Genomic DNA, 20,189 nt, shown 5'->3' on the forward strand with positions numbered 1-20,189 from the left:
TCGATCCAATGCCCCCGATTCAGGCAGGACGTGCTTGTATTGACGTACGGCGATCACAGATCGACCAACAGACAAACGGAGGAGGAACCAATGTCTCAGATCTCTGCCGAGACGACGGAGCACGACTCCTACCAGCTGACGGCCGCCGACCGGTGCGACAGCTGCGGCGCCCAGGCCTACATCCGCGTCGCAATCGGCGACAGCGAACTCCTGTTCTGCGCGCACCATGGCCGCCGCCACCAGGAGAAGCTCGAGGCAGTGGCGACCGACTGGCTCGACGAGTCACGCCGCCTTCTCGAGGACAGCCCCGCCTAGTCAGCGGTCTCCATCGCACCGAGGTAACGACGCGGGACGCGCGGCGAAACGCGCACCGCGATCTCCTCTCCGATCGTGCCCAGGGCATCCGCCCACTCCTGAAGTGTGGCCTCGCCATGAGTGCCATCACCGAAGAGGGTGACGACGTCGCCGACGGCCACATCGGGACACCCGGTGAGCACGAGCTCGTCGACATCGATCTTCGAGATGACGCGACGACGAGAACCTACCGAGACGGTGACGCGCCCGGCCATCGAGCGAAAGAGCCCATCACCGTAGCCGATGCCGACGATGGCGCGATCCCCCTTCACCTCTCGGACCACCGACCGCAAGGTCATTACGGGGACAAGGCCGAGGGACCCGGGCGTGACGCCGTCTCCGGGCGCGATGCCGTAGGCGAACGCGCCGACCCGCACAAGGTCGAAGCGACTGTCGGCTCGCTCGAATGCCGCAGCACTTGCCGCAAGGTGACGCACAGGGAATGTCGCCCCGAGCTCCTCCCCCGCCGCTACCGCGGCTTCGAAGCGTGAGATCGCGAGGGAATCGGCGTCGAACGACGCTTCCGCGAGATGGGTCCATGCGCCTGCAATCTCTACACGGCCCTCGCACTGCAAGCGCAGGGCTTCCCTCACAAGCGTCGGCCAGTCCTCTGGGGTGGCTCCAGCACGGTGCAGCCCCGTGTCGATCTTGAGGTGCACCCGAGCGGTCTGCGTTGAAGCCGCGGATGCTGCGTGCCTCAGCTGGCGGACGTTCGAGAGCCCTACTTCCACTCCCGCACCAATCGCGTCCCCGAGATCACCGTCCGGATCGGTGAGCCACGCGAAGACCCGGGCCTCAGGAGACCGCCTGCGTACGCGCAGCGCGGTTTCGGCGTCCAGAGCGCCGAACCACGTTATGCCGTCAGCGGCAGCGGTGTCGACGATGCGCTCGAGCCCGTGACAGTAGGCGTCGTCTTTGACGACGAACATGAGTTCCGCCGGAGAAACCCGGGCCCGCAGCATCCTGAGATTGGCACGGAGCGCTCCCATATCGATCACCGCCTCGGCCCGGTCGATCATGCGTACGTCCTTGCCACTCGCGGGCCGATTCCTGTCGTCAGTTCGACCCCTGAGACGTCGAAAGACGAAGCGAAGTCCTCGGCCGTCACGCCCAGATCCCCGAAGAGCACCGCTTCATCGCCAACCTCGGCGCCGTCCGTGCCGAGGTCGAGCATGTGGACATCCATGGCGACTCGGCCCGCAATTGGTCGCGGTTGCCCACCCAGCATCACCTGCCCACGATTCCCCGCGCTACGAGGTAAACCATCTGAGTAACCGACCGGTACGAGTGCAAGCGCACTGCGCCGCTGCAGTCTGTAAGTGTGACCATATGAAACGCCTTCGCCGGCCTCGACGGTCTTCACCGAGACAACCCGAGCCGAGACGCGCATGCAGCTGGCGAGTCCCAGGCTCGCGGCATCCGATTCAAGCCCGTAGAGAGCAGGGCCGGTGTGGGACAGGACGCCTGCCTCATCGGAGAATCGCAGTACGGCGTCGGCGCCCATGAGCGGCGCGAGACGCTCGGCATCAGCCGCGGCGCTGAGCAGCAGGTGGCGCCACCCGGCGGCGCTGAGCGCGCGCGCAACTTCCGGGGCACCGTGTCCATAGGCATCGGCACGAAGATCGGCATACAACGGCGCAGACGCGTCAGAGCGCAGACGCTCGCCATTACCGACGATCGCGCCAAGAAAGATGCGAGCTTCCCGCATCGAGCTCAGATCCGCTTGAAATGGTGCTCCGCGTTCCGGCGGATTACGGCGCGTGCCTCACTCGCGTAATGGTCCAGCGCGCGGTGCTCCTCTAGACCTTCCTGACCGGCGCCGGCCGAGTAGGTCTCGCCGCGCCTAGCAAGCGCCCGAGACAAGATCGCGTCGGTGACGTCGGGGTTCAACGGAAGCACCGGGCCACCGATGAGCGTCGCGATGGCGGAACCGATGATGACGCCCTCCGCCTGTCCCGCGGGCACGACGCCCGCGCTCACGACGCCGAAACTCTCAGCGGAGTCGTTCCGAAGCCAGCGTGAAGCGTGGTCGGCGAACCCGACGACAGGACCATCGACGGAGTCGACGATGAGGTAGCCCACCACCCGCTCGCCAGTGCGCTCGGCGCGGAACGGGAAGACGCCGACTCCCGAGAGTTCCGCCTCCCCTGCCGTGACGCCGTGCGAAAGAAGCTCCGCCCCGGCGCCGTAGGCGAAGAAGGAGACGCCCGAGTCCGCCCACAACTTCAGCGTTTGTGCATTCGCCATCAAATCAGCGTGGATGCGCCGCATCGCTGACATGGGACCGCCACCGATCACGACAATGTCAGCGTTCGCCGGAAGTTCTTGCCCGACCTCATGGCGCACGACCTCTGTCGCGTGACCCGAGCGCCGTGCCCGTGTGCTGAGTGCAAGCACATTGCCGGCGTCCCCGGCAACGCCCATCTCATCGGGGTACAGCTGCACAATCGTGAGTGCGCTCATCGCTGGTTCTCCAGCTCGCCGAAGCCGATGAGCTTGCGCGCGAGCATCATCTGCTCGTAGTTGACAACCCAGGTCTTAATGCCGCGTGAGGGTTTGGGCAGCGACCGCATGATGTCGATCGCTCGGCGGAGGTCGGGCTCGACCCGACCGATCGGAATGCCCTCGTGCTCGAGCCGAAGTGCGATCTGCCAGGCCTTGGCACCCGTGATCACGTCGACATGGTCGAGGCCCGAGAAGTCGATGTCGTAGATCCAGGAGATGTCGGGGGTGCCCTCGTCGATCGCAAGAAGCACCTGCTCGGGGGGCTCGGGTAGTGCATCGAGATTGAGCTGAAGGCTGGCGGCGTTCTTGAACATGACGAACTCGACCTGCTCGTCACCGAACTGCAGGAGCTCCCCCCGGCCATAGGCGGGTTTCATCCGCTCGAAGGCGCGCTGGGCTGCTGAGTCCACAAATCCCTCGCCGAGAACGACTGCAGCGGTGGCAAGGGCGGCCGCCGCATCAATCGCGTAGTGCAGGCCCTTCGCGGGCAGAACGATCTCAATCTCGGAGTCTCGAACGGCGACAGTGGCGGAGGCGCCCTCGAGACCACGGAGCTCCCCGAGCGCGACATGCTCCTCACTCGAAGACTCGCCGTCGCGGTAGTCCGTGGCATTGAAGAGGCCGTGCGGTGAGGAGGCGATGACCTCAGCAGATGCACCGAAGTAGGTCACGTCCGGCTGGTCGCCGACAATCCGCCTCGCGATCTTGCTGAGATACGGATCCTCACGGTTCGTGACGATGTGCTCGGTAGCCCGTGCGCTCGTGTCGAGCATCATGTCGGCGACGCGCTCTGTCTCGTAGAAGCGATAGAGCTGGTCGACCTGGGTATTGAGCATCAGGACTGTTGAGGGTCGAAGAACCTTAGTGAACTCGAGAGCGTACGCCTCATCGACTTCGAGCACGGCGATATCGGCCTTCAGCCGTCCCGTCAGGCTGACTTCAGCAAGCAGTGAGGAGGCGATGCCCTGCGGAAGGTTCGCCCCCGAGGGATTGGTGAAGACGCGGACTCCGTGTGCACGCAGCACCTCGCTCAGCATGTGAGTCGTCGTCGACTTGCCGTTCGAGCCGAGCACGAAGACGACCCCGTGTTCGAACTGGCTCGCGACCTCATGCAAGAAGCGCGGGGCGAGCCGGAGTGCCGCGTAGCCGGGGAAGGCCGAGCCACCGCCCCTGAGGCGTGCGAGAACTCGCAGCGTCTTGCCGATGAGGATCGGCAGGACGTACGAGAACCCCATCGACCTACTCAAGGTAGTCCCGGAGCGACTGCGACCGGGACGGATGACGCAGCTTGGCCATGGTCTTCGACTCGATCTGGCGGATCCGCTCGCGCGTCACGCCGAAGGTGTCTCCGATCTGGTCCAGGGTCTTTGGCATCCCATCGCCGAGACCGAAGCGCATGCGGATGACGCCCGCCTCGCGCTCGGAGAGGGAGTCAAGCAGGCTCTCAAGCTGCTTCTGCAACATCGTGAAACCGACGGCGTCTGCCGGGACGACCGCCTCGGTGTCCTCAATGAGATCACCGAACTCGCTGTCTCCGTCTTCACCGAGGGGGGTGTGCAGCGAGATGGGCTCGCGTCCGTACTTCTGAACCTCGACGACCTTTTCCGGAGTCATGTCGAGCTCGCGGCTGAGCTCCTCCGGCGTGGGTTCGCGGCCAAGGTCCTGCAGCATCTGGCGCTGCACGCGGGCAAGCTTGTTGATGACCTCGACCATGTGCACCGGGATGCGAATCGTCCGCGCCTGGTCTGCCATCGCGCGCGTGATCGCCTGGCGGATCCACCAGGTCGCATAGGTCGAGAACTTAAAGCCCTTTGTGTAGTCGAACTTCTCGACGGCGCGGATGAGACCGAGGTTGCCCTCCTGAATCAGGTCGAGGAACTGCATCCCGCGGCCCGTGTAGCGCTTGGCCAGAGAGACGACGAGGCGCAGGTTCGCCCCCAGAAGGTGGCTCTTTGCGCGCTGGCCATCCTTCGCGACCCACTGAAGCTCACGCTTTTGGGCGGGCGAAAGTTTGTCTCCCTCGTTCGCGAGCTTGTCCTCGGCGAAGAGGCCCGCCTCGATGCGCATCGCGAGCTCGACCTCCTCAGCGGCGTTGAGAAGCGCGACCTTGCCGATCTGCTTGAGATAGTCCTTGACGGGGTCCGCTGTAGCGCCGGTGATAGCTGCGGAGTAGACGGGGATCTCGTCGTCCTCGTCGCCCATCGATAGCACGATCGCGCCGGTGGGAAGCTTCTCGTCGCTGGCGTTCGGCTTGTCGTCGTCGTCGCCCTCGGCAGCTCCGCCCTCTTCAGCGTCGACGGTGGGCTCCTCGACCGCGTCTTCCTCGCTAGCAGCGGAGGCGCTCTTCGCGGCCTTCTTGCCCGAGGAGGCGGACGTCTTCTTGCTTGCGCTGGTCTTGCTCGCCGACGTCTTCTTCGCCGCCGACTTCTTCGCTGGAGCCGTGGTCTCGTCGGCGGCGGTCGCCTCCGTTTCCTCGGGTTCGCGGGAGGTCTTGGGGGTGGTTGAGGTGCGGGTAGCCATGCGGATACCTTTCATTCGGAAGGAACGTGCCTTCCCTTCGGGCAGCACTAAGACCCATGTCAAGTCCGGTTACGAACCGCCATTGCAGCCGTCACCAGACCATCGAACGGGTCTCAAAGATCAATTATTGCACGCTTTGCAGCGGCTATCCTCCACGCTGCATCAACGGGCCGCTCGCGGAGCTGCTCGAGGGCAACAGCCGGGACGAAGGAAGTTCAGCGTGAGCGTTTCCGAAGGGTTCGTGATAATGCAACCCAAAGGGGGGCGACTCGTATTCCCTCCTCATCGCGGAGCTGCCGGCGGATACGGTCTCGAGTGATCAGGATGAAGGCCGTGCCGACCGCGAGCACGAGAAACTGCGTCGCGAAGGCGATACGGAAGGCCGACCACGTGTAGAGCCCCGAATCCTCGCCGGTGGAGGCCAGGTCGAGTGCCGCTCCCACGAGGAACATCATGGTGAGGCTGGCGACGAAGCCGCCCACGTTGACGATGCCGGTCGCGGAACCGTGACTGCGCAGCGGATTGAAGGACCGCGCGAACTCAAAACTGATGAGCGAGCCGGGACCCCCGACGCCCAGGACGATGATCAGCGTGGCGACGAGCCAGCTCGGTGGTTCCTCGGGGCGCGCAAGCACGACCGCCCAGGTCGCCGCAGTCACTCCCACAATGCCCAACACGAGCGATGAGCGGCGAAGGGGGTAGCGCACCGTCAGCACACCGAGAATGGGCCCCGCGACGATTCCGGAGATGAGGAGAAGGCTCAGGAGCCCGGCGGCGGCGCCGGCGCTGTAGCCGAGCCCTGTCACGAGGAAGGGGAAGCCCCATAGAAGGGCGAACATGGACCCCGGCGACTGTGTTGTGAAGTGCGACCAGAATCCGAGCTGCGTGCCGGGCCGCCGCAAGGCATCTCGTGCCTGGCGCAGAGCCTGCCCCCAACTCTCGCCCCTTTCCTGCCGCCCATCAGGGTCGGGATCATCACGGATCAGGCCGAATGCAATGAGAAACGAGAAGAGTGCCATGGCCGCGGCAATGCCGAAGGCGGGGGTCCATCCGACATCGTGAAGAAGCCAGGCGAATGGCAGCGCGGAGAGCAGCTGCCCCAGCTGACCCAGGTTCCCTGTCCACTGCGACACCTGCGGCAGGATCCGGCCTGCGAACCAGTGCGGCAGCAGGCGCAGGACCGAGATGAAGGTCGCGGCATCCCCAGCACCGACGAGGATGCGGCCGAGCACTGCCATCCAGAACTGTTCGGCGAACGCCACGGAGAGTTGGCCCAGGAACATCAGGATGGCGCCTGAACTGATGAGCGCTCGCGGACCTACCCGGTCGAGGAGAACGCCGACGGGAATCTGCAGGCCCGCATACACAATCAGTTGAACGACGGCGAGTGTCGACAGCACCGAGGCCGAGATGTCGAAACGGTCACTCGCCTCAACCGCCGCCACTCCGAGGGATGATCGCTGCAGGACAGCGACCAGATAGACCAGTACGCCGCAGCCCCAGACCAGCCAGGACCGTCGAGAGTTCACGGAACGAGCCTAGCTGCGATAGCACGGCAGCCAGGGCTACCACCGCGGAAGGGAGCTAGATGGCGGGCCCCTCGTCGTCACCGCGACGACGTGTCGCAAGGAACTTCTCGAGCTCGGCCGCGATCTCATCGGCGGTCGGAAGCGCTCCGGCCTCGTCCGTGAGTGGAGAGCGAACTGCGTTCCCCTCCATGTAGGCGTCGTGCCGCTCCTCGAGAGCGCCCACGAGCTTGGCGAGTTCGCCGTTCTCTGCGACCTGAAGATCTATCCGGGCAACGAAATCTCGCCCCTCTTCGCGGAGACGGTCGCTCGGGAAGATGAGCCCCGTCGCAGCGGTGATGCACTCGAGAGCCTTGACCGCGGCATCCGGAAACTCCGTGTCCGCGAGATAGTGCGGAATCAAGAGGACAAAGCCTGCGAGAGGCATCTCGGTCTCTTGAAGCGAGTACTCGAGCAAATGCAGGGCGTTTGCAGGCACGCGGGTGTGCGGGCGCCAGACCGACATCGCCTCGACGAGCTCGGAACGGGTGCCGCTGACGGTGACGCCGATGGGCCGCGTGTGCGGCACAGGCATAGGAATTGAGTGCACCCATGTGACACTGCTGACCTCGAAGTGCGCGATCAGCTCGTTCACCGCCGCGATGAAACCGTCCCACCGGTAGTCCGGCTCGTATCCCGAGAGAAGCAGGAAGGGCTTGCCCAACTCGTCGGTCAACAGGTCGAGCGAGAGCCTCGCCGGTACGTAGTTCGACAGATGGTCCTGGTCGAAGGAGATAAGCGGGCGACGCGCACGGTAGTCGAGCAACTCGTCGTTCACGAAAGCAGCGACCGTGCGCCACTCCAGTTCGTCCCTCAGGACCTCCGTGAACTGAGACACGGCATTCCCGGCGTCAGCGAATCCGGTCAGGGCCGCCACGAGCGGCAGTCCATGAGGCACCTCGGCGGCGCCATCGCCAAGCACATAGAGCGCATCCGTCCCCGTCATGCGTCAATCGTATCTAGGCACCCCCGGCGTCAGCCGTCCATTGGTGACAGCTCAGAACGCCATGAGCGAACACCAATAGCATGGGCGGATGACCACACCCCAGCTTTCCGTCGTCGGCACAGCACCCGAAAAGATCAAGGCAGACATCTTGGTTGTGGGGGTGAGCAGCGGTGACTCCGCACCCGTCCTCCACTCCGGACTGAGCGTTCTTGACCCCATCCGGGACAGGCTCACGGCCCTCGGGGTGACGGGAGCTCGGGATGAGATCGTGCGGGTGCCCGTCGAAAACATCGCCGCTGGCGCTGTCGCTCTCGTCGGTCTCGGACGGGGCGAGTTGTCGCCCGAGTCGCTCCGCCTGGCAGCAGGCAGCGCGAGCAGGCAACTCGTCGGCATCGACACGCTGGCTCTCGCCCTACCGGTCGTGAACGCCGAAGATCTCTCGGCCGTATTGGAAGGGGCTGCGATCGGGGCGTACGCCTACACCTCCTGCAGAGGCAAGACGCGAGAGAGCGCAAAGGTGCCGGCGGGCGAGATCCTCATCGCTTCCGATCTCTCCAACACTTCCAAGCAGGTCGAACGGGCCGCGGCGATCGCGCAAGCGATGGCGGTCGTTCGCGATCTGGTGAACGCTCCCCCGGCGGAGCTCTACCCTCAAACGCTCGCAGAACGAGCTGTGGCCGCCGCGGAGGGCCTCCCGATCGACGTCACGGTGCTCACAGAGATGGAGCTCGAGGCGGGCGGTTATGGCGGTCTGCTCGGGGTGGGCAAGGGGTCGTCTCGGGGCCCCCGTCTCGTACGGCTCGACTACGCCCCTCAGAACGCCAGCGGCCATCTCGCTCTCGTCGGAAAGGGCATCACCTTCGATACGGGAGGGCTTTCCCTCAAGCCCGCCGCTTCCATGGTGGGCATGAAGTACGACATGGCGGGTGCCGCGAGCGTTCTGGGCGTGCTTCTGGCTGCAGCTCGACTCGCACTGCCCGTACATCTCACGGGCTGGCTGTGCCTCGCGGAGAACATGCCGTCGGGCGACGCCATGCGGCCCAACGATGTCCTGACCGTGCGGGGCGGAACCACAATCGAGGTCCTCAATACGGATGCCGAGGGCCGGCTCGTACTGGCGGACGGCCTCGTCGCGGCGGGCGAGGAATCTCCGGACGCCATCATCGACATCGCAACGCTCACGGGTGCAGCCATCGTCGCGCTCGGCAACCGCTATTCCGGCGTGATGGGTGACGAGGCTCTTGTCTCCCGCCTTTGCGCGTCGGCGGAGCGGGTAGGTGAGAAGTTCTGGCCGATGCCCCTTCCCGAAGAGTTGCGCAGCTCTCTCAATTCCGACATCGCTGACATCGCAAACGCCAAGATCGGCAACACAGCGGGCGGGATGCTGCTTGCCGCCGTGTTCCTGAAGGAGTTCGCTACTCCGGCAGCGACAGCGGGCTCCACGATCCCGTGGGCACACATCGACATCGCGGGCTCCGCCAACAACTCGGGCTCCGGCTACGGTTTCACCGGCAAGGGCGCGACCGCGGTGGGAGTGCGGGCGCTGCTCGACCTGGCCGCCTCGTTCCGAGGAGCGTAGTACGCTGCAAAGTACGAAATATCTGCCGCTGGATGCGCACCTCCGTGCTGAGCTGCGATCCGCACAAAGCCTCATCCCCAAGGAGTTGACGGGTGCCCGAACAGACGTTTGACGTAGTGATCCTCGGTGGCGGAAGCGGCGGATACGCCGCCGCTCTGCGCTCAGTCCAGCTGGGCTTCTCCGTCGCCCTCATCGAGAAGAACAAGCTCGGCGGCACGTGCTTGCACGTGGGGTGCATCCCGACGAAGGCTCTGCTCCACTCGGCGGAGATCGCCGACGCCGCCAGGGATTCTTCTAAGTACGGCGTGAGGTCCACGTTTGACGGCATCGACATCGCTGGGGTCACCGCCTACCGGCAGGAAGTGGTGTCCAGCAAGTTCAAGGGGCTTACGGGTCTCCTCAAGATGCGCGGCATCACCGTGGTTGAGGGAGAAGGTCGTCTCGTGGCGCCCAACACCGTCGAGGTGGCCGGCACTCGGTACACGGGTAAGAACGTCATCCTCGCGACCGGCTCGTACTCTCGCACCCTCCCCGGTCTGGATATCGGCGGACGGGTCATCACCTCGGAGCAGGCCCTCGAGCTCGACTTCGTGCCGAAGAAGGTCGCCGTTCTCGGCGGCGGCGTCATCGGCGTCGAGTTCTCGAGCGTCTGGAAGTCCTGGGGCGCCGACGTCACCATTATCGAGGCACTCCCCCACCTCGTCCCCAACGAGGACGAGGCGATCAGCAAGCAGTTCGAGCGCGCCTTCCGAAAGCGCGGTATCAACTTCAAGGTAGGAGTCCGCTTCCAGGGCGTCACTCAGAACGATGAGGGTGTCGTCGTGACCCTCGAGAACGGCGAGACCGTCGAGGCCGAGCTCCTGCTCGTCGCCGTCGGCCGCGGTCCCGTAACGCAGGGCCTCGGCTACGAGGAGGCGGGCATTGCGATGGATCGCGGCTTTGTCCTGACCAACGAGCGCCTGGCCACCAACGTGCCGGGTGTCTACGCAGTCGGAGACATCGTTCCCGGTCTCCAGCTCGCACATCGGGGCTTCCAGCAGGGAATCTTCGTCGCCGAGGAGATCGCTGGCCTCAACCCGGTCGTGATCGATGACGTGAACATCCCCAAGGTCACATACTCCGACCCGGAGGTGGCGTCGGTGGGCCTCAGCGAGGCGAAGGCCAAGGAGGTTCACGGGGCCGACAACGTCTCGAGCTACGACTACAACCTCGCGGGCAACGGCAAGAGCCACATCATCGGAACCTCGGGGCTCATCAAGGTCGTACGCGTCAACGACGGCCCCGTCGTCGGTGTCCACATGATCGGCGCGCGTGTCGGCGAGCTCATCGCCGAGGCACAGCTGGTCGTTAATTGGGATGCTCACCCCGAGGACATCGCCCCGCTCCTGCACGCTCACCCCACGCAGAACGAGGCGCTCGGCGAAGCCTTCCTTGCCCTCGCTGGCAAGCCCCTCCACGCCGTCTGACCCTCTCCCGAACTATGCTGGAGCCACAGATTTCACCAAAGGAGCACCACAGATGAGCCAATCCGTCAACCTCCCGGCACTCGGTGAGAGTGTCACCGAGGGCACGGTCACGCGCTGGTTGAAGAACGTCGGGGACCGCGTCGAGGTCGACGAACCCCTCCTCGAGGTGTCGACCGACAAGGTAGACACGGAGATCCCGTCACCCATCGCTGGAGTGATCGAGGAGATCCTCGTGTCCGAGGATGAAACGGTCGAGGTGGGCGCTCCGCTCGTGCGTATCGGCGACGGCTCGGGCAGTGGCGACGCCGAGGCGGCGCCTTCCGAGTCTTCGGCTGCCGAGGAACCTGCCCCTGAAGCGGCGCCCGCAGCGACCCCTGAGCCCGCCGCTGAGGCACCCGCTCCCGCCCAAACTGAGCCCGCCCAGGCAGAGCCGGCCCAGGCTGCAGCTCCCCAAGAGACGCAGTCTTCGCAGGCTGCAGCACCCTCCGGCGGCACGGCCGTAACACTGCCGTCCCTCGGCGAAAGCGTGACGGAGGGAACCGTCACGCGACTGCTCAAGCAGGTGGGCGACAGCGTCGAGGTGGACGAGCCCCTGCTGGAGATCTCAACGGACAAGGTGGACACTGAGATCCCGTCCCCCATCGCGGGGGTTGTCCAGGAGATCCTCGTCGCCGAGGACCAGACCATCGAGGTCGGCGCAGAGCTTCTGCGGATCGGCTCCGGTTCCGATGCCGCACAGGCGCCCGACCAGCCCGCCCAGGAACAGCCCGCCCAGGAACAGCCCTCTCAGGAGCAGCCTGCCCAGGAGCAGCAGGAGTATCTGCCCTCCGAGCCTCCCGCAGCGGTTCCCTCGACCGCAGCTCCCGAGGACGACACGTCCGAGGCGGCGGCTATCGCCGCGGAGACGACTTCAGAGGAGCCCGCTGCCGCTGCGGATGAGCAGCCCTCGTCACAGCCTCAGGCCGACACAGCGCCGGCCGCCTCTGCTTCGCCTGCCGCTCAGAACACGGGCGGCGGTTCCGGCTATGTGACACCCCTCGTACGCAAGCTCGCGAACGAGCGCGGCGTCGATCTCGCCACCGTGACGGGGACGGGGGTGGGCGGCCGGATTCGCAAGGAAGACGTATTGGCTGTCACGTCCGAGACCTCTCAGCAGGCGGCACCCGAGACTTCAGCCGCAGCCCCTGCGAAGGTCGAGACGTCGCCACTGCGCGGAACGACGGTGCCAATGACCCGCCTGCGAAAGGTCGTGGCCGAGCGCGCAGTCGTGTCGATGCAGTCCTCGGCTCAGCTCACCTCAGTGGTCGAGGTCGATGTCACGAAGGTCGCTGCGCTCCGCGCCAAGGTCAAGGACGCCTTCCTTGAGAAGACGGGCACGAAGCTCTCGTTCCTGCCCTTCTTCGCCCTCGCGTCGGCCGAGGCCCTGCGGACGTACCCCATCATCAACGCCACGATCGACGGCGAGAACATCGTCTATCCGGCGCAGGAGAACATCAGCATCGCGGTCGACACCGAGCGCGGTCTCCTGACGCCCGTGGTCCGTGACGCGAGCTCCCTTGACATCGCTGGCCTGGCGAAGGAGATCGCCGACCTTGCTGACCGGACCCGCGAGAACAAGCTCAAGCCTGACGAGCTTGCAGGGGGCACGTTCACGCTGACGAACACAGGGTCGCGTGGAGCCCTCTTCGACACGCCCGTGGTGTTCCTTCCGCAGTCCGCGATCCTCGGGACGGGAATCGTCACGAAGCGGCCCGTCGTGGTCAGCGACGGCGGCAGCGATGCAATCGCGATCCGCTCGATGGTCTATCTGGCTCTCTCCTACGACCACCGCATCATCGACGGGGCGGACGCGTCACGCTTCCTCGTCGCTGTGAAGCAGCGGCTGGAGGCGGCTGACTTCGAGGGGTCTCTCGGCATCTAGGCCTCGAAGACGTCGCGAATTCTCCAGCCGGCCTCGGTTCTGATGATCAGAACCGAGGCCGGCGCCATTGTGCCCACGCTCCTGTCCCCCGCGGCGGGCGGTCGCACCTCGAGCAGGACGACTCCGCCCATCACGTCCACTACAGAGACCTCCACCTCATCACTCGAGAGTCGCTGCCATCCCAAGGTTCCCTCGCGGATCGCTGACATCCGCGCTGTATCGGTATCCCAGGCGGCCGAGTCCCGCTGCACGGCCAGCTCCAGGCAGTCCGTTGACCTCCGCTCGAAGCACTCGTCGCGCAGGCGGAGAAGCTCTTGCCCGGCAGCGACAGGATCATCTCCAGAGAGCGCAGCGCCCGGGATCACCGCGTCACGCTCGTCATCTCCGGCGTCATCAGCAGGCGGGCGGGCTCCCGAGTCCGACGGCGCTGGCGGTGCCGCCCCGTCTTTTGGCGAGGATGTGGAGGTGGCCTCCGATGCTCCCGCTTGGCCTTCCTGCGGTGAGAAGGCGAGGCCGCCGAGCGCCAGCAGCGCGACGACGCCCGCGACAGCGAGTACCCGGAATCGGGGCCGCACGGACGCCCATTGGCGCAAAGCGCGGTGAAGGAGAACCGCTGGCGCTAACTTCCACGGCTTCGCACCGGATAGCGTCTCTCGAGACGTAGACCGTCCCGAGGCACTCAGGGAAGCACGGTGATCTGAGCCGCCCTCGGCGAGTCGCTCCTTGCCGCTGAGTTGCGGTGGCCCGCCCTCATTCCACGGGATCCGAAGCGGCTCCGGCGACGCGAGATCGAAGGCGCGGGAGACAAGTTCGGAAGTGAAGTTCACGCTCTTCCAGCAGTCGTCAGACAGCCACGCCGAGAGCTTCTCAGCATCGCCGCCAGTGCAGCAGCCTGCGAGCTCCCGACTGAGTTGGGCAAGCGACCGCCGGTCCGCGAGAAGAGCCTCATTCTCGCGCTGTTCCCCCGGCGCCGGTGGTCTCGCCAACACACCCATACGCCCGCCTCCCACGAGAACGGGTGCGCCGTGGGAATCCAGCAACACCTTCGTCACCCTGAGGTCCCCGTGGACGACCCCGTTGGCATGGAGCACCGACACGGCGCGTGCCAGCGGAACGATCAGGGTGACGAGTTCCCCGGCCGAGACACGGGTGCGGATGGCAAGCAGACGGGAAAGTCCTCCCGGGTCGAGCCGCGGAAGCACCAGGCACGGACGAGTGTGATCGTCGATCGCAGCATCGAGTAGCGCGGTCACGTGGGGAGAATCCACCCGCGCGAGGGCGCGCATCTCCCGGTCCACGCTCGCGAAGTCGACGTCCGGTCTGTAAACCTTGAGCGCGACGGACGCTTCTGAGGCGTCCCTGCCGAGCCACACCTCGGCGCGTGAACCCGATCCAAGCCTACGCACCGCACGATACCCACCGAATACTCCCACGCGGCGAGTCTTGCTGGCGATTCTGGCCTCTGAGAGCGAGTTCCGGCATCCTGTGGATCGCGGACCCCCGGCGAGGGGGTGGAGGAACGGTCGGGTATCGCGAGGGCATATCCTTGATTCATGGCACGACGCAGCGACAAGGCACCGAAGGCCCCCAAGGAGCCGGGGCGCATCAAGCAGATGTACCAGGTCTTCACGATGACCCGGCGCCACGACCCCAGCTCGGTGTGGTGGATGCTTCTGGGGTTCCTGGTTCCTGCCGCGGTCATCATCGTCGCCGGCGTACTCATTTCCGGCGGCAACGTCTTCGCCATGGTCCTCTGGATCATCTCAGGCCTGCTCCTCGGCGTCCTCGTGTTCCTCATCGTCCTGAGCCGGCGGGCCGAGCGCGCTGCCTACTCTCAGATCGAGGGACAGCCGGGCGCTGTCGGGGCCGTTCTCAAGAGCTCGCTCCGCCGAGGATGGACTGCAAGCGAGATGCCCGTGGCGGTTAGCCCCCGCACCCAGGATGCCGTCTACCGCGCTGTCGGTCGCGGCGGTGTTGCGCTGATTGGTGAAGGGCCGAAGAGCCGTACGGCTCGAATGATCGACGACGAACGACGCAAGGTGGCGCGCATCCTTCCCAACGTTCCGATCAACGTCATCCATGTCGGCCCCGATGACGACTCCGTGCCGCTCCACCGCATTGCGCGAACGCTCGGAGGCTACAAGAAGCAGCTCACCAAGGCCGAGGTCTACGCCGTAAACAACCGCATTACATCTCTCGGTAGCAAGAGCGGACTCGCGATTCCTAAGGGGATCGATCCCACTCGCGCGCGTGCGCCGCGTCCGCGCTGACCGGACTGCGAGTTCCTGGCAAGCTCAGACCCTGACGAGCACAGTGCCGGCAATCTTGTCGTGAAGTCCGCGCTGATCGGTGTCCCAGATGAGTGCCGGGATCAGGAGCGCGAGGAGTACCGTTCGCACGACAGGGCGCCACACGCCTATCCAGCCACCCGTGACCGGTACGACGCGCAGGCCGAGGCACAGATGGCCGATACCGCCTGAAAGCAACGGGATGAAGAGCACCTGCATCGCCACGAAGATCAGGGTCGACGCCCACTGTTCGTCGCGGAAGAAGACCGCCCAGAGAAGCGACGCGAGCGCGAAGTCGATGAGGAGCGCGACTGCGCGCCGAGGGACTCGAGCCACGGATCGCGGTCCGCTTTCGGGAAGGCCCAGGCGACGGCCGGGCCAGTCGTGGTCGGATGGGGCGGCAAGCGGAACGGGCATCCTCCAAGTCTATGATCGGGCACACGCGTAACATCGCCGAAACAATTGCGACACCACAGAGAAACCCCTCCCCAATAGCCTCCTCATGGCTGCACACGCAGTCACCACTGAACAACCCCTCGCCCATTGGAGTCCATCGCATGTTCAATGATTCGTCCGAGGTGCTCAAGTACATCAAGGACAACGACGTCAAGTTCCTTGATATCCGCTTCACCGACCTTCCCGGTGTTCAGCAGCACTTCAACATCCCGGCCTCGACTGTCGACGAAGACTTCTTCCGCGACGGACAGCTCTTCGACGGGTCGTCGATCCGCGGCTTCGCGTCGATCCACGAGTCGGACATGCAGCTCATCCCCGATGTGACGACTGCGTACCTCGACCCCTTCCGGGCCGAGAAGACCCTCATCATGGTCTTCGACATCTTCAACCCCCGTAACGGCGAGGTCTATGGTCGCGACCCGCGCCAGGTCGCGAAGAAGGCGGAGAAGTACCTCGCCTCGACCGGTATCGCCGACACCGCATACTTCGCGCCCGAGGCCGAGTTCTACATCTTCGATGACGTGCGGTACGAAACGAAGCAGAACGCCAGCTTCTTCAGCGTGGACTCCGAAGAGGGCGCCTGGAACACCGGGCGCATCGAAGAGGGTGGAAACCTCGGTAACAAGACGCCGTACAAGGGCGGCTACTTCCCCGTGAGCCCCACCGACAAGCAGGCCGACCTGCGCGACGACATCAGCCTCAAGCTGATCGACGCGGGCCTCGTCCTCGAGCGCGCCCACCACGAGGTCGGCACCGGCGGCCAGGCGGAGATCAACTACCGCTTCGACACGATGGTGCACGCGGCAGACGACATCCTCAAGTTCAAGTACATCGTCAAGAACACGGCGAACGAGTGGGGCAAGACGGCAACCTTCATGCCCAAGCCGCTCTTTGGTGACAATGGCTCGGGCATGCACACCCACCAGTCGCTGTGGAACGACGGCAAGCCGCTGTTCTACGACGAGGCCGGCTACGGCGGGCTGAGCGACACCGCGCGGTGGTACATCGGCGGCCTGCTGAAGCACGCACCCTCGGTGCTCGCGTTCACGAACCCGACGCTCAACTCGTACCGCCGCCTCGTGCCCGGCTTCGAGGCCCCCGTCAACCTCGTCTACTCAGCGGGCAACCGCTCGGCGGCCATCCGCATCCCCATCACCGGCACGAACCCGAAGGCGAAGCGCATCGAGTTCCGCGCGCCGGATGCCTCGGGCAACCCGTACCTCGCCTTCGCCGCGCAGCTCATGGCGGGCCTCGACGGAATCAAGAACCGCATCGAGCCCCACGAGCCCGTCGACAAGGACCTCTACGAGCTTCCGCCGGAGGAGGCCAAGAACATTCCCCAGGTGCCCGCGAACCTCGCGCAGGCCCTCGACGCGCTCGAGGCCGACCACGAGTTCCTGCTCCAGGGCAACGTGTTCACGAAGGACCTGATCGAGACGTGGATCGCTTACAAGCGTGAGAAGGAGATCCTTCCCGCCGCCATGCGTCCGACGCCGATCGAGTACGAGCTGTACTACGGAGTCTGATCGCTGAAGTGGAAGGGCCGCAGGATTCGTTCCTGCGGCCCTTTCGCGTGTTGTGGGGTGGTGGAGTCGAAGCGCAGTGCCGGGCTCACAACACCAGGCATCGCCTGACGATCAGCCGATCGAGGGCTCGTAGGACTTCGTGACGCCGTAGAACCGCCGCTCGAACACGGAGCGAGCATGCCGGGTAGTGCGGAGATAGTCCTCCTCCAGAGCGGAGGCCGAGCCCGCCGGGTACTCGAGGAGACGCGCGATGCCGTCGAGCTGGGCGCGGTCCACCGGGACGACATCTGAGGTGCGACCGGACCAAAGGGTTATGGCGGAACGGATGCGCGAGGAGAGAAGCCACGCCTCCCGAAGCACAAGGGCCTCTGACTCATCGACATAGCCGTGCTTGGCGGCGGCGCTGAGCGCATCGAGAGTCGAAGCGGTGCGCAGATCCTCGTGAGCATGACCGTGCTGCAGCTGGATCAGCTGCACGAACCACTCGACATCGCTGAGTGAACCGCGGCCTAACTTGAGGTGTCGAGTGGGATCGGCGGCCTGCGGAAGGCGCTCGGACTCGACACGCGCCTTGATGCGCTTCACCTCCCGCACATCTGCCTCGGAAATCGCGGTGGGGTACCGCACGGAGTCCGCCAGAGTTGTGAAGTCCTCAAGCAGTGCGGCGTCGCCAGCGACGCAGCGCGCCCGAAGTAGCGCCTGAGCCTCCCATGTGAGTGACCAGCGCTCGTAGTAGGAGCGGTACGAGTCGAGCGATCGCGTCAGCGGACCGTTGCGACCCTCGGGACGGAGGTTGGCATCAAGCTCGAAAGGAAGCAGCAGATCTTCGGTGAGCGAGACGATCTCCGCGACGATCGAATCCGCGCGCCGCTGCGCATCGTGCGGCTCCGCCGTGGTCGGACGGTAGACGTACATGACGTCAGCGTCGGAACCGAAGCCGAGTTCGGCACCCCCGTAGCGGCCCATTGCCACAATCCCGAACTCTATTCCGTCGTCATCGCGCCGCACCGCCGAGAGGACACCCTCGAGCAGCATCGTGTTGACGTCCGAGAGTGCGACGCCGAGTTCATCGACGGTGATGAGGCCGAGGATCGCCCCGAGCGCGAGGCGAAGAACCTCACGCCGGCGGGCAGCTCGGAGCGCATCCGCCGCCGAGGTCGCGTCTGGCCGCCTGCGCAGCAAGGCCGCCGCCTCCTCCTGCAGGAGAGCTCGCGGACGAGGTCGCAATTCGTGGTCGTTCTCGAGCCACGCCGCAGACTCCGGCAGCTTCTCGAGAAGACTGCCGACATACCGGGAGCCGCTCAGCACCGCAGTCAGGCGCTTTGCTGCGCCTGAGGAGTCGCGCAGCATTCGCAGATACCAGTACGACTCCCCCAGCTCGTCGCTCAGGCGTCGAAACGCCAGCAGGCCGTAGTCCGGGTCGGCTCCCTCCGCGAACCACTGGAGCATCACGGGGAGGAGATTGCGTTGGATCTGAGCGCGCCGGGACACCCCCGACGTCATGGCGGCGATGTGAGAGAGGGCGCCCCTCGGATCAATGAAACCGATCGCCGCGAGTCGCGCCTCCGCCTGACTGCTGCTCAGCGCCAAACCGCCTTCCGGCAGCGCGGCCACGGCAGCGAGGAGCGGACGGTAGAACAGCTTCTCGTGCAGCGTCCTGACCGCAGCCTTGCGCGCGTTCCACTGTTCGACGACACCCTCGGCGGTGCTGGCGACGCCTGAGCCCCTCGCCAGAACGCGGAGCGCCTCGGGGTCGCGTGGCATCAGGTGCGTTCTCGTGAGCCGCACAAGCTGCAAGCGGTGCTCGAGCACGCGCAGGAACTGATAGTCGTGGGCGAACTCGGCGGCCTCCGCACGGCCGATGTATCCCTGCTCGGCGAGAGCGGAAAGCGCCGAGAGGCTATCCCGCTGCCGGACGTTCTCATCGGCGTTGCCGTGGACGAGCTGCAGCAGCTGGATCGTGAACTCGATGTCGCGGATGCCACCAGGCCCCAGCTTGAGCTGAATGTCGACCTCGTCGGCGGGGATGTGTTCCGTCACCCGCTCCCGCATCTTCTGGACGCCTTCGACGAAGTTCTCGCGCGAGGAGCTGCGCCACACGAACGGCGAAATGGCGGCTTCGTACCGCGCCCCGAGGTTCCCATCCCCCGCGAGAAAGCGCGCCTTCAGCAGGGCCTGGAACTCCCAACTCTTCGCCCATCGCTCGTAGTAGGCGACATGGGACTCCAACGTGCGCACGAGAGCGCCATCCTTGCCCTCGGGTCGGAGGTTCGCGTCAACTTCCCACAGGGCCGGCTCGCTCGCGAGATCGGTGATGCCCTTCATGGTCGCGACAGCGAGTCGCGTGCCGACATCGATCGCTCGGCCTGTATCGATGCTGCTGTCACCCTCGACAACGAAGATGACGTCGACGTCGCTGACATAGTTCAGCTCGCGCGCTCCCGCCTTGCCCATGCCAATGATCGCGAGACGAGTCGCCGCGATCTCCTCTGGAGAGAAGGGCACTCCGGTGCGTGCCACAGCGAGCGACGCTTCAAGAGCAGCCGCAGCGAGATCCGCAAGAGCCGCCGTCACCCGGGAAACCCCCGCGAGGGCATCGTCGAGCCCCAAATCGTAGGCGGTGAGAGCGACCAGGTGCCGGCGGTAGCGAATGCGCAGCCGATTCCACCCATCCTCCCCCGTATGTCCTTCGACGGCGGCGATGAGATCGTCGCGATAGGCAATCGGCGCCCAGGGGGCGGGAAGAGGCGAATCGAGCACGGAAAGCTCTGACGGATGCCGGCGCAGGAACTCGCCCAAGCCCGTTGACGCACCGAGAACGCGGATGAGGCGCTCGGCTCCCCCCGGACGATCGAGGAGCCCCTTGGTCTCGTCGGGGGCGGCTCGGAGGAGCTCGAGAATGAGCCGCAAAGCTTCGTCAGGGTCTGCCGCCTGCGAGAAGGCAGGAAGCAGCTCCTGCGCGCGCGTCGCCCCCATCCCCGTGAGCATCTCGCGGGCCTCACTCAGGCGTGCGAACCCGAGACGGGCCAGTTCCGTCAGCGATGTCTGGTCCCGGGACATGGC

General features: G+C 65.5%; 16 protein-coding genes. 6 read left to right on the forward strand and 10 right to left on the reverse strand.

Translation table 11 applies throughout. The features are described 5' to 3' along the window. The first annotated feature begins 90 nt into the window (after positions 1 to 90). Positions 91 to 315 (forward strand): DUF7455 domain-containing protein, encoded by a 225-nt coding sequence (locus OH146_RS01815; RefSeq protein WP_265156798.1) that lies wholly within the window; start codon positions 91 to 93, stop codon positions 313 to 315. On the opposite strand, the gene OH146_RS01820 is transcribed toward OH146_RS01815, so the two are convergent. The 7 genes from OH146_RS01820 to OH146_RS01850 all read right to left on the reverse strand — a co-directional run bounded on the left by OH146_RS01820 (position 312) and on the right by OH146_RS01850 (position 7,890). Then, on the reverse strand, positions 312 to 1,373 hold the full coding sequence (locus tag OH146_RS01820; RefSeq protein ID WP_265156800.1) for an alanine racemase: 1,062 nt from the start codon (positions 1,371 to 1,373) through the stop codon (positions 312 to 314). The two genes, OH146_RS01815 and OH146_RS01820, sit on opposite strands and share 4 nt — an antisense overlap. After that, a complete protein-coding gene (locus OH146_RS01825; protein ID WP_265156802.1) occupies positions 1,370 to 2,062 on the reverse strand; it encodes an alanine racemase C-terminal domain-containing protein in 693 nt (230 codons plus the stop codon). The genes OH146_RS01820 and OH146_RS01825 overlap by 4 nt, the downstream gene beginning before the upstream one ends. A 5-nt stretch (positions 2,063 to 2,067) precedes the next feature. Then, complete coding sequence (locus OH146_RS01830) at positions 2,068 to 2,817, reverse strand: type 1 glutamine amidotransferase (RefSeq protein ID WP_265156804.1); 750 nt, start codon at positions 2,815 to 2,817, stop codon at positions 2,068 to 2,070. Beyond that, positions 2,814 to 4,094 carry a MurT ligase domain-containing protein gene (locus OH146_RS01835; protein WP_265156806.1) on the reverse strand — a complete coding sequence of 427 codons (1,281 nt, stop codon included), beginning with the start codon at positions 4,092 to 4,094 and terminating at the stop codon, positions 2,814 to 2,816. Before OH146_RS01835 ends, OH146_RS01830 begins: the two co-directional genes overlap by 4 nt. A 4-nt stretch (positions 4,095 to 4,098) precedes the next feature. Then, the gene (locus OH146_RS01840; RefSeq protein WP_265156808.1) at positions 4,099 to 5,379 is read right to left on the reverse strand and encodes an RNA polymerase sigma factor; all 1,281 of its coding nucleotides are present in this window, start codon (positions 5,377 to 5,379) and stop codon (positions 4,099 to 4,101) included. A 215-nt stretch (positions 5,380 to 5,594) separates the two neighbouring features. After that, entirely contained in the window at positions 5,595 to 6,908 is a 1,314-nt protein-coding gene (locus OH146_RS01845; protein WP_265156810.1) for an MFS transporter, read from the reverse strand. A 55-nt stretch (positions 6,909 to 6,963) separates the two neighbouring features. Beyond that, a complete protein-coding gene (locus OH146_RS01850) occupies positions 6,964 to 7,890 on the reverse strand; it encodes a proteasome assembly chaperone family protein (protein ID WP_265156812.1) in 927 nt (308 codons plus the stop codon). An 88-nt stretch (positions 7,891 to 7,978) separates the two neighbouring features. Here OH146_RS01850 and OH146_RS01855 point away from each other — a divergent pair, with 88 nt between their 5' ends. The 3 genes from OH146_RS01855 to sucB all read left to right on the forward strand — a co-directional run bounded on the left by OH146_RS01855 (position 7,979) and on the right by sucB (position 12,856). Next, on the forward strand, positions 7,979 to 9,469 hold the full coding sequence (locus OH146_RS01855) for a leucyl aminopeptidase (protein ID WP_265156814.1): 1,491 nt from the start codon (positions 7,979 to 7,981) through the stop codon (positions 9,467 to 9,469). A gap of 92 nt (positions 9,470 to 9,561) precedes the next feature. Next, positions 9,562 to 10,935, forward strand: a complete 1,374-nt coding sequence (gene lpdA / locus OH146_RS01860; RefSeq protein WP_265156816.1) for a dihydrolipoyl dehydrogenase — start codon at positions 9,562 to 9,564, stop codon at positions 10,933 to 10,935. Between the two features lie 52 nt (positions 10,936 to 10,987). Beyond that, positions 10,988 to 12,856 (forward strand): 2-oxoglutarate dehydrogenase, E2 component, dihydrolipoamide succinyltransferase, encoded by a 1,869-nt coding sequence (gene sucB / locus OH146_RS01865; RefSeq protein WP_265156818.1) that lies wholly within the window; start codon positions 10,988 to 10,990, stop codon positions 12,854 to 12,856. Here sucB and OH146_RS01870 read toward each other — a convergent pair. Further along, positions 12,853 to 14,289 (reverse strand): protein kinase domain-containing protein, encoded by a 1,437-nt coding sequence (locus OH146_RS01870; protein ID WP_265156820.1) that lies wholly within the window; start codon positions 14,287 to 14,289, stop codon positions 12,853 to 12,855. The genes sucB and OH146_RS01870 overlap by 4 nt on opposite strands. 120 nt (positions 14,290 to 14,409) lie before the next feature. Between OH146_RS01870 and OH146_RS01875 the strand changes: the two genes are divergently transcribed. Continuing rightward, positions 14,410 to 15,126, forward strand: coding sequence for a DUF4191 domain-containing protein (locus tag OH146_RS01875; RefSeq protein ID WP_265156822.1), 717 nt, complete (start codon positions 14,410 to 14,412; stop codon positions 15,124 to 15,126). A 24-nt stretch (positions 15,127 to 15,150) separates the two neighbouring features. Here OH146_RS01875 and OH146_RS01880 read toward each other — a convergent pair whose 3' ends face one another. Beyond that, a complete protein-coding gene (locus tag OH146_RS01880) occupies positions 15,151 to 15,561 on the reverse strand; it encodes an RDD family protein (RefSeq protein WP_265156824.1) in 411 nt (136 codons plus the stop codon). Positions 15,562 to 15,701: 140 nt separating this feature from the next. Here OH146_RS01880 and glnA point away from each other — a divergent pair, with 140 nt between their 5' ends. After that, positions 15,702 to 17,126: a type I glutamate--ammonia ligase gene (gene glnA / locus OH146_RS01885; protein ID WP_265156826.1), complete on the forward strand. Its 1,425-nt coding sequence runs from the start codon at positions 15,702 to 15,704 to the stop codon at positions 17,124 to 17,126. A gap of 111 nt (positions 17,127 to 17,237) precedes the next feature. Here glnA and OH146_RS01890 read toward each other — a convergent pair whose 3' ends face one another. Further along, positions 17,238 to 20,186 carry a bifunctional [glutamine synthetase] adenylyltransferase/[glutamine synthetase]-adenylyl-L-tyrosine phosphorylase gene (locus tag OH146_RS01890; protein ID WP_265156828.1) on the reverse strand — a complete coding sequence of 983 codons (2,949 nt, stop codon included), beginning with the start codon at positions 20,184 to 20,186 and terminating at the stop codon, positions 17,238 to 17,240. Positions 20,187 to 20,189: the final 3 nt, after the last annotated feature.

Origin of the sequence: Homoserinimonas sedimenticola (genome assembly GCF_026094475.1) — a bacterium.
Lineage (GTDB): Bacteria > Actinomycetota > Actinomycetes > Actinomycetales > Microbacteriaceae > Homoserinimonas > Homoserinimonas sedimenticola.